General features: G+C 65.5%; 13 protein-coding genes. All 13 read left to right on the top strand.

Translation table 11 applies throughout. The annotated features are described in order from the left end of the window. Position 1 precedes the first annotated feature (1 nt). The 13 genes from AC1ROK_RS26435 (at position 2) to AC1ROK_RS26375 (ending at position 13,243) form a co-directional block, all read left to right on the top strand. Positions 2 to 1,078, top strand: a complete 1,077-nt coding sequence (locus AC1ROK_RS26435; protein ID WP_492852632.1) for a fatty acid desaturase — start codon at positions 2 to 4, stop codon at positions 1,076 to 1,078. Next, positions 1,071 to 1,388: a MocE family 2Fe-2S type ferredoxin gene (locus tag AC1ROK_RS26430; RefSeq protein ID WP_492852542.1), complete on the top strand. Its 318-nt coding sequence runs from the start codon at positions 1,071 to 1,073 to the stop codon at positions 1,386 to 1,388. Before AC1ROK_RS26435 ends, AC1ROK_RS26430 begins: the two co-directional genes overlap by 8 nt. A gap of 2 nt (positions 1,389 to 1,390) precedes the next feature. Then, the gene (locus AC1ROK_RS26425; protein ID WP_492852540.1) at positions 1,391 to 2,602 is read left to right on the top strand and encodes an NAD(P)/FAD-dependent oxidoreductase; all 1,212 of its coding nucleotides are present in this window, start codon (positions 1,391 to 1,393) and stop codon (positions 2,600 to 2,602) included. A 197-nt stretch (positions 2,603 to 2,799) separates the two neighbouring features. Continuing rightward, positions 2,800 to 3,477: a glutathione S-transferase family protein gene (locus AC1ROK_RS26420; protein WP_492852538.1), complete on the top strand. Its 678-nt coding sequence runs from the start codon at positions 2,800 to 2,802 to the stop codon at positions 3,475 to 3,477. Positions 3,478 to 3,828: 351 nt separating this feature from the next. Next, the gene (locus tag AC1ROK_RS26415; RefSeq protein ID WP_492852536.1) at positions 3,829 to 4,620 is read left to right on the top strand and encodes an IclR family transcriptional regulator; all 792 of its coding nucleotides are present in this window, start codon (positions 3,829 to 3,831) and stop codon (positions 4,618 to 4,620) included. 17 nt (positions 4,621 to 4,637) lie between these two features. Then, on the top strand, positions 4,638 to 4,943 hold the full coding sequence (locus AC1ROK_RS26410; RefSeq protein WP_492852534.1) for an L-rhamnose mutarotase: 306 nt from the start codon (positions 4,638 to 4,640) through the stop codon (positions 4,941 to 4,943). Positions 4,944 to 4,950: 7 nt separating this feature from the next. After that, positions 4,951 to 5,832, top strand: coding sequence for an amidohydrolase family protein (locus tag AC1ROK_RS26405; RefSeq protein WP_492852532.1), 882 nt, complete (start codon positions 4,951 to 4,953; stop codon positions 5,830 to 5,832). A 59-nt stretch (positions 5,833 to 5,891) separates the two neighbouring features. Continuing rightward, positions 5,892 to 7,076 (top strand): enolase C-terminal domain-like protein, encoded by a 1,185-nt coding sequence (locus AC1ROK_RS26400; RefSeq protein ID WP_492852530.1) that lies wholly within the window; start codon positions 5,892 to 5,894, stop codon positions 7,074 to 7,076. A gap of 242 nt (positions 7,077 to 7,318) precedes the next feature. Then, positions 7,319 to 9,100 (top strand): ABC transporter substrate-binding protein, encoded by a 1,782-nt coding sequence (locus AC1ROK_RS26395; protein WP_492852528.1) that lies wholly within the window; start codon positions 7,319 to 7,321, stop codon positions 9,098 to 9,100. A gap of 228 nt (positions 9,101 to 9,328) precedes the next feature. Then, complete coding sequence (locus tag AC1ROK_RS26390) at positions 9,329 to 10,333, top strand: ABC transporter permease (RefSeq protein WP_492852526.1); 1,005 nt, start codon at positions 9,329 to 9,331, stop codon at positions 10,331 to 10,333. Next, entirely contained in the window at positions 10,330 to 11,190 is an 861-nt protein-coding gene (locus tag AC1ROK_RS26385; RefSeq protein WP_492852524.1) for an ABC transporter permease, read from the top strand. Before AC1ROK_RS26390 ends, AC1ROK_RS26385 begins: the two co-directional genes overlap by 4 nt. Then, on the top strand, positions 11,190 to 12,224 hold the full coding sequence (locus AC1ROK_RS26380; RefSeq protein WP_492852522.1) for an ABC transporter ATP-binding protein: 1,035 nt from the start codon (positions 11,190 to 11,192) through the stop codon (positions 12,222 to 12,224). The genes AC1ROK_RS26385 and AC1ROK_RS26380 overlap by 1 nt, the downstream gene beginning before the upstream one ends. Next, positions 12,221 to 13,243: an ABC transporter ATP-binding protein gene (locus AC1ROK_RS26375; protein WP_492852520.1), complete on the top strand. Its 1,023-nt coding sequence runs from the start codon at positions 12,221 to 12,223 to the stop codon at positions 13,241 to 13,243. The genes AC1ROK_RS26380 and AC1ROK_RS26375 overlap by 4 nt, the downstream gene beginning before the upstream one ends. Positions 13,244 to 13,254: the final 11 nt, after the last annotated feature.

The following is a 13,254-nucleotide window of genomic DNA, read 5'->3' as shown; positions in this document are numbered from 1 at the left end:
GTTGCTGCGCTTTGCAACCAACCGCGACTACTCGCTGGTCGGGCCCGAAGCGGCCAAGGCGATCGAGCACGGGCTCGCCAATGGCGAGTGGTACAAGTCGCCCATACCGCGCAAGCGGCTGAAGGAACTGATGGCGCGATCAGATGGGCCGGCGCTGCGCGATACGGCAATCTGGCTCGGGCTGATCCTCGCCTTCGGCGGCCTCGGCATTTGGCTATGGGGAACCTGGTGGGCGGTGCCGGTCTTTGCCGTCTACGGCGTTCTCTATGCCTCGGCGGCCGACTCCCGCTGGCACGAATGCGGGCACCGCACCGCGTTCCGCACCGTCTGGATCAACGATGCCGTCTATGCGCTGGCCTCGTTCCTGCTGTTGCGCAGCCCGACTGCCTGGCGGTGGAGCCACACGCGGCACCATACCGACACGATCATCGTCGGGCGCGACCCCGAGATCGCCGGCATGCGGCCGCCGCAGTTGATCATCATGGTGCTCAACATATTCGGGCTGGTGAATGTGCCGCAGTCGCTGGCGACGCTGGCTCGCTACAGCGTGGGCCGGCTCAACGCCGAGGAGCTGGATTACATCCCCGAGATGGAGCGCTGGCGGGTGCAGGTAGAGGCAATCATCATCCTCGGACTGCACGTCGGGGCGGTGGCCGTGGCCATTGCGACCTGGAGCCTGCTGCCGGTGGTATTGATCGGCGGGCCGAATATCTACGGCATCTGGTTCCTGTGGTGGGTGGCGAACACGCAGCACCTGGGGCTGGCGGAGGACGTGCTGGATCACCGGCTCGACGCGCGCACGGTCTACATGAACCCGGTGTTCCGCTTCCTCTACTGGAACATGAACTACCATGTGGAGCATCACATGTACCCGATGGTTCCCTATCATGCGCTCAAGGCGCTGCATGAGGAAGTCAAGGCGGACTGTCCGCCGGCAACTCCGAGCGTCATGGCGGCGTGGCGCGAGATCCTACCGACGATCCTGAGGCAGTTGGGCGACCCGACGCATTTCACCAGGAAGCAGTTGCCGCCCGGCGCCGGACAACTGGCCGAGCGCGCGGGGGCTACCCATGGCTGAGTGGATCCGGGCCTGCGGCGTTGACGACATCGACACCGAGGATGTCGTTCGCTTTGACCACGGTGGACGTACCTTCGCTATCTACCGCAGCCCCGACGACAAGTTCTACGCAACCGACGGGCTGTGCACGCATGAGTTGGCTCATCTCGCAGATGGCTTCGTGATGGACTCGATCATCGAGTGCCCCAAGCACAATGGTCGGTTCGACTATCGTACCGGCGCCGCCAAGGGTGCGCCGGTCTGCGTGAACCTCAAGACCTATCCGGTCCGGGTCGACGGCGATCACGTTCTGATCGAGGTCAGCCCCTGACGATGGCATCTCAGGCAGCGGTCATCATCGGTGCCGGATTCGCAGGCGTGTCGGCGGCCTTCGCGCTTCGAGAGGCGGGCCATCTCGGCCCGATAACGATCGTCGGCGACGAGGCCCACCTGCCCTATGAGCGACCACCGCTATCCAAGGGCCTGCTGAATGGAAGCCAATCCGGCCTGGTGCCGATCCGGCAGGCGTCGGACTATGCCGCCGCCGGCATCGAGCTGGCGACGAGTGCGGCCGCGCTCGGCATCGATCGGAAACGATGGCGAGTGGAACTTTCGACCGGGCAGGCCCTGGCCTATGACCAACTGCTGCTGGCGACGGGTGCCGCTCCGCGCCGCCTCGATCTGCCAGGCAGTGATGCGGTGACCATCTACACCTTGCGCGACGCACGCGACCTTGCGCGTCTGCAGCCGGCCTTCGCCGAGGCGCGGCGGCTGGCAATTGTCGGCGGCGGGCTGATCGGCCTGGAACTGGCCGCGGCCGCCCGCCAGCGCGGCATTGCGACGACGGTGATCGAAGCGGGCCCCCGCATCCTCGGTCGCGGCGTCCCGCACGCTTTGGCCGGCGTGCTGGCCGACAAGCATCGCAGCAGCGGCGTGACGATCCTTACCGGCGCTGCTCCGGTTTCGGTGTCGTCGGCCGGTGTGACGCTGAGCGACGGCCGCACCGTCGAGGCCGACACCATCTTCGCCGCCATCGGTGTCTCGCCCAGGACATCACTTGCCCAAGCGACCGGGCTCGCCGTTGCCAGCGGCATCGTCACCGACAGTATGCTGCGGGTGACCGATGGAATATTCGCGGCCGGCGACTGCGCCGTCACCGCGCACCCGCTCTTCGGCAACGCCACGGTGCGCCTCGAAAGCTGGCAGAGCGCTGGCGACCATGGGGCGGTGGCTGGACGCAACATGGCGGGGCACGCCGAGCCGATCGGCGTCGTGCCGTGGATGTGGAGCGACCAGTACGATCTGGGCCTCTACATGGCGGGGCTGCCGGCTGCCGCTGCGACGATGGTGGATCGGATCGAGGATGGCCTCGTCACGCAGTTCCAGCTCGATCCATCGGGACGGCTCGTGGGCGCAGCATCGCTAGGCGTGGGCACATCGGCATCGCGCGGTATCAAGATCGCCAGCCGGCTGATCGCCGGTCGCGCCGTGATCGACGCCAGCCATCTGGCCGATCCATCCCGTCCGTTGAAAGCCCTGCTATAATGAGCGCAGGCAACTTGAGGAGCGACGATGAAGATCGAGACCCGACATCATCGATGACCTGCACCGAACTCACCGATTTCCTGATGTCGCTGCATAAGCCTGCCGTCGCTGCTGCGAGCTGAGCAACACGACCGCCCGATCGAGCGGTGCCGCTCGGGTCATGAAATGCCTCCAGCTGCTGAAACCAGGATGTCGAATTGCGCCTGACAGGATCGACCAGCTCGGAAAGCGCCACGATGGCGCCGTTCCGGGAGGTTTCGATCATGCGCAGGCTCTACTACACCCACAACATCAACCCGCGCGTCGCCGTGGCCACGGCGCGCTACCTCAAGGCGCCGGTTGAGTACCTGCGGATTGCGCCCAAGGGCGCCGACGAGGAAATGATCCGGCCGTTCAACCCCAATACGCTGGCGCCGGTGCTGGTCGAGGATGACGGCACGAGCCTGTGGGAGACCGATGCGATCACGCTGCGGCTGGCGAAGCTCACCGGCTCGGATTTCTGGCAGCTCGACCGGCTCGACGAGATGCTGCAATGGGTGAGCTGGAGCGCCCACCATTTCACCCGTGCCGGCGGCACCTATACTTTCGAGAACGTCACCATGGTCAACGTGCCCGGCTGGACCAGGAATGTCGCGGCGCTTGCTGAGGCCGAGGTGGATTTCCACCAGCTCGGCCCGATCCTCGACCAGGTGCTTTCACGGCGCGACTGGTTGGTGGGGGGCAAGCTGAGCTACGCCGATTTCCGCGTCGCCACCGCGCTGCCCTTTGCCGAGGCAGCATCGATACCGCTGAACGAGTACGACAACATCCGGCGCTGGCATGACCAGCTGCTGGAGATCGATGCGTGGCGCGAGCCATTCGCGGGAATTGCCTGACGTCATTCCAGATGGTGGAATAAATATAGTCGGAACAAGTACTTAACGATCACACGACGTAAGTCTTAGAGCGTTGTCGGTTGACTCACCTCAGATCAAGGCGTTCACTATTGGAACACCGCATTCCACCCATGGAACAAAAAATCGGGGGTCTGCGGCTCTGAGGAGAGGGAGGCCGGTCAAGCGGCAAGCCGTGCGGTTCAGCACGCACCTGCAGGGATCGCAATCGCGACCCCGGGGCGTGAACGCCGGAGGTTTGCCTGACGTCCGGTGGGCGCGACTGTGAACGCACAGCTGTTCGAGCGATGTATCGGCAACGCCGCTGCCCCCTGCGGGAGCGCGAGGCAGTAGATGTCGAGCATCAAGCGCGCCATCCAGGTTCTCGACCTGCTTGCCCGCAAGGGCGGGCTCGGGGTGCGCGCCGTGGCCCAGCAACTGGCCCTGCCGGTGGGCTCGGTGCATCGGCTGCTGATCGATCTCGCCGACGAGGGCGTGGTCGAGCGCAATGCCGAAGGCGGCTGGCAGCTCTCCTACCGGCTGCTGGCCATCACCGACCTGCAGCTCGATGGCGTCGCCTTTCCGCGGCTGGCCCGGCCGTTCTGTGAATCCATCGCCGAAAAGACCCGTGAGACGGTGAACGTCAACGTGCTCAGCGGCGAAGGCTGCGTCTGCATCGACAAGGTGCGCGGCAACGAGGGCATGCAGCTCGACTGGCGCATCGGGTCGCGCGGGCCGCTCTATTGCGGCGGTAGCGCCAAGGCGATCCTCGCCTTCCTCGGCGAGGCCGACCTGCAGCGCGTGCTGGAACAGCCGCTCACCACCTTCACCCGCTACACCATCACCGACCCCACCGAGCTCCGCGCCGAGCTCGCCCGCATCAGGAAGCGCGGCTACTCGATCGATAACCAGGAAGTGGTGGTCGGCGTGTTCTGCGTTGGCGTGCCGATCGTCGATCGCCTCGGCCGGCCGGTCGGCGCCATGTCGATCTCCGGCCCCGCTCCCAAGGCGCCTGGCGCGGCGATCCAGCCGCAGGTCGATCTGCTGAACGAAGCGGCGAGCACCGTGAGCAGGCGGCTTGGCTACAGCGGCCAATGGCCGCCGCAGCAGGCCGGCGAACGGGCGCTGGCCACATCAACAACCTGACTGAGGATTTTACGAATATGCGATCCGCATGGGTGATGAAGCTGAAGCCCGGCCAGGAAGCCGAGTACAAGCGCAAGCACGACGAGATCTGGCCCGAGATGGTGGCGCTGCTGAAGAGCCAGGGCGTCTCCAACTACACCATCTATCGCTACGAGCTGCTGCTCTTTGCCTACCTCGAAAAGCCCGACAACGCCCCGTCGCAAACCGAGGGCGTCGATCCGGTGGTACTCAAATGGTGGACCTGGATGGAGCCGCACATGGAAACCCACGAGGACGCCCGGCCGAAATCCTGGCCGGTCGAAGAAATGTTCCGGCTGGATTGAGGCTACGATGCTGAAGGTCGTCGATCCGCATATCCACTTGTGGGACCTCTGGACCCGCATCTACCCGCATTTCGAGAAGCCCGGCAAAGGCGGCGCCAATGCCGCGATCTCGCGCAGCTACCTGCTCGAGGAATATCTCGAGGAAGGCGCCGACGAGATCGAGATCGTCGGTGCGGTGCATGTCGAGGCCTTCCCCACCGATCCGGTGAAGGAAAGCGAAACCCTGCAGGCGGTCGCCGATCGCAGTCCCGTGCCGATCGTGCTCGTCGCGCATGGCGACCTCGCGGCGCCCGATTTCGGCGCCCTGCTCGACCGCCACGCGGCGTTCCCGATCATGCGCGGCATCCGTCAGGTGGTGAACCGCCACCCTGACCCAAAGCTCAACTACATCACCCGCGACCTGATGGATGAGCCGGGCTGGATCGGCGGGTTGCAGGAGCTGGGCCGCCGCGGCCTGAGCTTCGACCTGCAGCTCTATCCGCACCAGATGGCGCAGGCGGCAAAGCTCGCCGGCGTCGCCGCGAACACCCAGATCATCCTCAATCACGCCGGCATGTGGGCCGACCGCGACCTCGCGGGCTGGAAAGCCTGGAAGGCGGGGATGCGCGAGCTAGCGGCGCGTCCCAATATTGCGGTCAAGATCAGCGGCCTCGGCATGCTCGACCGCCAGTGGACCACCGAGAGCTTCCGCCCCCTGGTGCTGGAGACGCTCGAAATCTTCGGGCCGGAGCGAGCGATGTTCGCCTCGAACTTTCCGGTCGACAAGCTGACCAGCACCTTCCCGACCCTGTGGCAGGCCTTCTCCAGGATCACCGAAGGCGCCTCGGAAGCCGAGCGCACTGCACTGTTCGAGGGCAACGCCCGAAAGTTCTACCGCATCCCGGGCTGACCGCCGCCGGGCACCCGACCGACACATGACGACCAAGAAATTGTCAGGAGCGATTTCCAGTGAAGATCAAGAGTATTGAAGCCTTTGCCATCACCAACCCGATTGCCGGCGGCAATTACGACAAGGGCAAGGACAAGGGCACGGCCCGCCGGCCCCCCTGGACCAAGGATGCCGAAGTCGCAAACCCGATGTCGCGCTACCCGCGCTACAAGGCTTTGCGCTCGAGCTGGAACAACGCCTTCCCGGCGGTCGGCGTCATCGTCACCGCCGATGACGGCTCCTGGGGCTTTGGCGTCACCGGCTACGGCCAGCCCACCATCAGCCTGATCAACGACCATATCGGCCCGCTGCTGCACGAGGAAAACGCGCTGGCCACCGAGAAGCTGTGGGACATGATGATGCGCATCACCTCCCCCTATTCCTCCTCGGGCCTCGCCTCCTACGCCATCAGCGGCATCGACCTGGCGCTCTGGGACCTGAAGGGCAAGGTGCTGAAGCTGCCGGTATATGAACTTGCCGGCGGCGCCGCCCGCGACAAGCAGTTCTGCTACGCCACCGGCAACGACACCGACTGGCACATGGAGCTGGGCTTCAAGGCCACCAAGCTCGCCTGCCCCTACGGCACCGCCGACGGGCTCGAGGCGCTCGACAAGAACGAGGCCTTTGTCGGCAAGGCGCGCGAGCTGATCGGCCCGCATGTCGAACTGATGCTCGATTGCTGGATGGCGTTCGACGTCGAGTTCGCGGTGCGCCTCGCGCACCGGCTGAAGCCGTTCAACCTCAAATGGATGGAAGATTGCCTGATCCCCGAGGATCACACCTCGCACAAGGCGCTGCGCGAGCGTCTGCCCTGGCAGACTTTGGCCACCGGCGAGCACTGGTACACGCCCTACACCTTCTTCGAGGCGGCCAAGGATCGCGTCGTCGATATCTTCCAGCCCGACATCAACTGGGTCGGCGGCTTCACCGCGGTGCAGAAGATCACCGCCATCGCCGACGCTTCGGGTCTCGAGGTGATCTGCCATGCCGGCATGAACACGCCCTATGGCCAGCACTTCAACTACTCGGCGCCCAACTCGCGCTGGGGTGAATATTTCGTCGGCGGCGCCCCCGGCATCCCGCTCGAGCACACCAACAACTACCCCGGCATGGCCGTCCCCAAGGATGGCTACGTGGTGGTCAGCGACGAACCGGGCTTCGGCCACGGACTGAGCAAGGACGCCATCGAGAAGATGGCGCTGTAACGGACGGGGCGGGACGGAGCTGGGAGGCCCCGATGTCCCCGCCCACCCACCGGGTCATTCCCGCGAAAGCGGGAACCTCGGTTTTCTCGCAGGTTGCACCACCGCAAACGGAGATCCCCGCTTTCGCGGGGATGACCCGGCGGGTGGGGCAGCACCGGCGACCAAAGCACCAGGTGGCGAGGCCCTGCCCCGCCTCGGAAGAAATCAACGAGTGGCCGGGAACCGGCCGGAGGAGGACCATTATGAACCACAGATCCCTGAGGCAGCATCTGCTCGGCGGCGCTATCGCGCTGCTGGCGGCGCCGCTCCTGGCATCGACTGCCTTTGCCCAGGTGGCCGACATGCCGCGCAACGAAACCCTGGTGCTGACCCCGTGGGGCGACCAGCCGGCGCAGTTCGCCAACACCGAGAACTGGCACCCCTATCTGAGCTCGGTCACCCACCAGCGCGACGTGATGCAGATCACCATCAACGAGGCGCTGTTCTATACCAACCTCAACGACGGCACGCTGATCCCGTGGCAGGCCGAGAGCTTCGAATACGCGCCCGACTTCATGAGCGCCTCGATCAAGCTGCGTGACGGCGTCGAGTGGTCGGACGGTCAGAAGTTCACCGCCGACGACGTGAAGTTCACCCTCGAAGCGGTGCGCGATGCCCCGCCGGAAATCGGCGGCTCGGCTGCCTTCAAGGAGTGGATCAAGGACGTCACCGTCGTCGACCCGCTGAACGTCACCATCAACTTCAACAAAGCGGCGCCGCGCTTCGTCCGCGATTTCCTGGCCCTCGGCCACGAGAACCACTACCCGATCCTGCCCAAGCACATCTGGGAAGGTCAGGATATCGCGACCTTCACCAACTACGATCCGGCCAAGGGCTGGCCGGTCGGCACCGGCGCCTACAAGCTGGTCTCGACCACCAACCAGCAGGAAATCTTCGATCGCCGCGACGACTGGTGGGGCGCCAAGGTTGGCTTCCAGGATCTGCCTGCCCCCAAGCGCATCACCCTCGTGCCGGTTTCGAGCGATGACGCGATGGGGCAGTTGCACATCGCCAACCAGATCGATGGCGGCCGGCAGCTCTTGATCGGCACGTTCGAGGCCGCCCGCGCCCAGAACGACAAGCTCAGCTCCTGGAACCCGGAAGGCCCGAACTGGGGCGCTCCCGACGGCTGCGACTACTCGCTGGTGTTCAACCAGATGCGTGAGCCGTGGAACGACGTGAACGTGCGCTACGCGATGAACTATGCCATCGACCGCGCCGCCATCAACGACATCGGCTACGAAGGCGGCCAGAAGCCGGTAACCTTCGCCTTCTCCAACTACATGGCCGGCACCTGGCTCGGCGAGGGCAGCCCGCTCAAGGCCGTGCTCGACAAGTACAATCTCGACAGTCCCGATCCGGCCAAGGTCGAGGAGTACATGACCAAGGCGGGTTACGCCAAGGACGCCAATGGCCTGTGGGCCAAGGACGGCAAGCCGCTCACCGTGACGGTGCGCACTCCGGCCTTCATCCAGCCGACGCTGGCCCCGCTGACCCAGCAGTTCAAGAACGCCGGCTTCGACGCGGTGCAGGCACCGGTGGACGACACCTGGCTGCCGGACATCCAGTCGGGCAACTTCGACACCATGATCTTCGTCCATTGCGGCAGCCTGTCGGAACCGCTCGAGACGCTGCAGCACTACCACTCGAAGTTCGCCCGGCCGCTCGGCGAGAACATCCCGAACGCCGTCGCCGCCTCGCGTTACATGAACCCCGAATACGACAAGCTGATCGACGCCATGGACGCCGTCCCGGCCGATACCGATCCGAACTCGGAGTACATGAAGAACGCCGTCGCGGCCCTCGACATCGCACTGCGCGACCTGCCGCAGATCGACCTGCTCGAGGAATACCACGTGGTGACCTTCAACAACACCTACTGGACCGGCTGGCCGTCCGCGGCCGACCCGTACGTTGCCCCGTACACCCCGTGGGAAGCGTTCAACGTCGTCATCCACAACCTGAAGCCGACCGGCGCGCAGTAAGCGCCGAGCACTGATCGCGCGGGTGGCGGCTGATGGCTGCCATCCGCATCTGACTGGCCGCAACGGTTCTTACGGAGACTCAGTAGTGCAACACCCACCGGTGTCATCCCTGCGAAAGCAGGGACCCAACTCCCCGCCCGCGCCAGCTTATGGTTGGGTCCCTCCTTTCGCGGGGATGACATCGACGATTTGGCGAATGCGTGCGCCTACCAGTGGATCGGTCCTCCGATGAGCCGCGAACTCGCCCGTTATCTCCTTACCCGCTTCGGCCAGCTGCTGCTGATCGTCTTCGTCGCGGTGAGTATCAATTTCATCATTCCGCGCCTGCTGCCCGGCGACCCCGTACAGACGGCCCTGGCCCGCTTGCAGGCCACCGGCGGCGCACAGAATGTCGATATCCAGGCGGTGTCGGCCGCCTATCGCGCCAAGTACGGGCTCGATGCGCCGATCCTCGAGCAATATCTCAACTACTGGCTCGACCTGTTCCGGCTGGATCTCGGCGTCTCCTTCGCCAACTTCCCCGAGAAGGTCTCGACCATGATCGGCAATGCGCTGCCCTGGTCGGTAAGCCTCCTGGCGGTCGCAACGCTCATCGCCTTCGCCACCGGTTCGCTGCTCGGGGCGCGGCTCGCCTGGCCGGGGGCCGGTCGCACCATCAAATCGGTGGTGCCGCTGATGATGATCCTGACCTCGATCCCGTTCTACCTGCTCGCCATCATCCTCATCTATTTCTTCGCCGTGGTGCTGAAGTGGTTCCCACCCGCCGGCGGCGTCGACACCACCCGCATCATGCGGCTCGACTGGGCCACCACCGAGGATATCCTCAAGCACGCGTTCCTCCCCTGCCTCGCCATTATCCTGGGCAATGTCGGCTTCTGGGCGCTCGGCATGCGCTCCCAGATGGTCTCCGTGCTGGGCGAGGACTACATCACCTTCGCCGAGGCCAAGGGCCTGCACCCGCAGCGCATCTTCGTCTGGTACGGCATGCGCAACGCGCTGCTGGCCCAGGTCACCGCCCTCGCCTTGTCGCTCGGCTCGGTGGTTTCCGGCGCCGTCCTGGTCGAGGTGATCTTCAACTATCCGGGGCTCGGCTCGCTCCTCTACGTGGCGATCCGCGGCCAGGATTATTTCGTCATCCAGGGCGTGGTGCTGATGCTGATCGTCTCCCTAGCGGTGCTGCTGTTCCTCGTCGACCTGATCTATCCCCTGCTTGACCCGAGGATCCGGCGATGAGCCTCCTTGCTTCCCTGCGCCGCAACTACGAGCAGGGCCGCATCAGCGGCACGCTGCTGCTCGGGCTCGGCATCCTCCTCGCCATTGTGCTGTTCAGCATCATCGGGCCGATGTTCGTCGACGCCGTCAACGCCCAGGTGGGTGCGGTGCGGCCGCGCAAGCCCCCCGGGCCCGAGTACTTCCTCGGCACGGATTCGCAGGGCCGCGACATGTGGACCCTCCTCATCTACGCCACCCCCAACACGCTGAAGATGGGGCTGATCGCCGGCTTCATCGGCGTCGGCGTCGGCACCGCGCTCGGACTGATCGCCGGCCATTTCGGCGGCATCATCGACGCCATCATCCGGGTGATCTCGGATGCCTTGTTGACCGTGCCGGCCATCGCCATCCTCGTCATCATCGCCGGCAATATCGACCGCATGAACACGGTGATCATGGCGCTGGTCGTGGCCTCGCTCGGCTGGATGTTCACCACCCGCACAGTGCGGGCCCAGGTGCTCACCATCCGCGAGAAATCCTATGTCGAGGTGGCGCGGGTCAACGGCGAGAGCCAGTGGGAAATCCTCTTCACCGAGATCATGCCCAACCTGATGCCCTATATCGTCGCGAGCTTCGTCGGCACCGTCTCGGGCTCGATCCTCGCCGTCATCGGCCTCGAGGCGCTCGGCCTCGGCGCCCTCGACGAGATGACGCTGGGCAATACCATCTACTGGAGCCAGCAATCCTCCGCGGTGCTGCGCGGCTACTGGTGGTGGTGGGGCCCGCCGATCGTGGTGATCGCCGCGATCTTCATCGGTCTGTTCCTGACTTCGGTCGGCTTCGACCGCTTTGCCAACCCCAAGCTGGCGAGGCGCTGATGTCTGTCGCTCAAGACGCCAAACCCGTCCTCGTCGTCGAGGAACTGAACGTCCACTACGATACCGGCAAGGGTCCGGCCAAGGCGGTGAACGACGTGTCGTTCTCGCTCAGGCCCGGCGAGCGGCTGGGCCTGATCGGCGAGTCCGGTTCAGGCAAGACCACCATGGCGACGGCGCTGATGCGCCTCACCCGCGCACCTGGCCGCATCGCCGGCGGCTCGGTGAAGCTCGATGGCCGCGACATCCTGAAGATGAGCACCAGGGAGTTGCGCGAGACCCGGCTGCGCGACATCGCGCTGATCCCGCAGGGGGCGATGAGCTCGCTCAACCCGGTGATGCGGCTTGAGGAGCAGATGATCGATGCGATCGTCGCCCACAAGCCGGGGATGCGGCGCGCCGAGCTCGACGCCCGGGTACAGGAGCTGTTGAAGAATGTCGGCCTCGCCCCGGAAGTGGCGCGCCGCTATCCGCATGAACTCTCGGGCGGCATGAAGCAGCGCGCTGCCATGGCCATCGCCACCTCGCTCGCGCCCAAGGTAATCGTCGCGGACGAGCCGACCAGCGCGCTCGACGTGGTGGTGCAGCGCCAGGTGATGCAGACGCTGGGTCGCCTGCAGGATGGGCTCGGCGCCGCCGTGGTGCTGATCGGCCACGATATGGGGCTGATCGCCCAGTTCGCCGACACGGTGGGCGTGATGTATGCGGGCAAGCTCGTCGAGATCGGCCCGGTCCGGCAGATGATCGAGAGCCCCAAGCATCCCTACACCCGGCTGCTGGTCGACAGCCTCCCCGGCATCGAGGTGAAACGCGAGCTCACCGGCATCCCTGGCCTGCCGCCGCCGCTGGTCGACCTGCCGCCCGGTTGCAGCTTCAACCCGCGCTGCCCGCTCGCCTTCGATCGCTGCCTGCGCGAGACCCCGCTGCTGCAGCAGGTGGCGCCCGGCCAGAGCGCTGCGTGCCACCTCTACCCGGAGCATGCGGCACTGCCGCCGCTGCCGCCAATGACCCGTGCCCACCAGGAGCTCCGCCAGTGACCGCACTCATTGAAATGCAGGGCGTCACCAAGACCTATGGCGCCTTCACCGCGCTCAACGACGTGACGCTGTCGCTGTCCGATACCAGCCCGTCGATGACCGCGGTGGCCGGCGAAAGCGGCAGCGGCAAGACCACCTTGGCGCGGATGATGCTGGGCTTCATCAACCCCTCGCAGGGCCAGGTGCTGTACCAGGGCAAGGATGTGGCGAAGATGACCGGCGCCGAGCAGCGGCAGTTCCGCCGCGAGGTGCAGCCGGTGTTCCAGGATCCGTTCGACGTGTTCAACCCGTTCTACCGGATCGACCACGTGCTCGAGACCCCGGTGAAGCGCTACAAGCTCGCCGACACGCAGCAGAAAGCCCACGCCATGATCGAGGACGCGCTGAAGCGCGTCGGTTTGCGGCCGCAGGACACGCTCGGCCGCTTCCCGCATGAACTCTCGGGGGGCCAGCGCCAGCGCATCATGGTGGCCCGCGCCGTGCTGCTCCGGCCTCGGTTGATCGTCGCCGACGAACCGGTCTCGATGGTCGATGCATCGCTGCGCGCCACCATTCTCGACGAGCTGAAGACGCTCAACCGTGAGCTCGGCATCTCGATCGTCTACATCACGCACGACCTGACCACCGCCTTCCAGATCTGCGACAACATCCTGATCCTCTATCGCGGCAACGTCTCGGAGGCCGGGGCGGTGGAGCGGGTGATCGGCGCGCCCAAACACCCCTACTCGCAACTCTTGGTCTCCTCGATCCCGCTGCCCGACCTGAGCAAGGCCTGGGGCGGCGAGGAAATCCCGGTGTCGGAGGCCTCGGCCGCGCGCCCCAACCCCGGCTGCAAGTTCGCGCCGCGCTGCCCGCATGTCATGGAGATGTGCTGGGACAACCTGCCGCCCAAATACGTGCCGGACAGCCAGCGGCTCGCCACCTGCTTCCTCTACCGCGACGCCCCTGTCTCGGCGAGCGACGACGTGGCTTCGGCCTTCCGCCCGCCGGACCGCAGGATTGCGGCGACTGCCCCCTGATTTCATCTCCA

The organism is Devosia sp. GW821-FHT12F11 (assembly GCF_058806655.1).
Note: the sequence above shows the minus strand (reverse complement) of the source record. Positions and strands in the feature narration are given on the sequence as shown.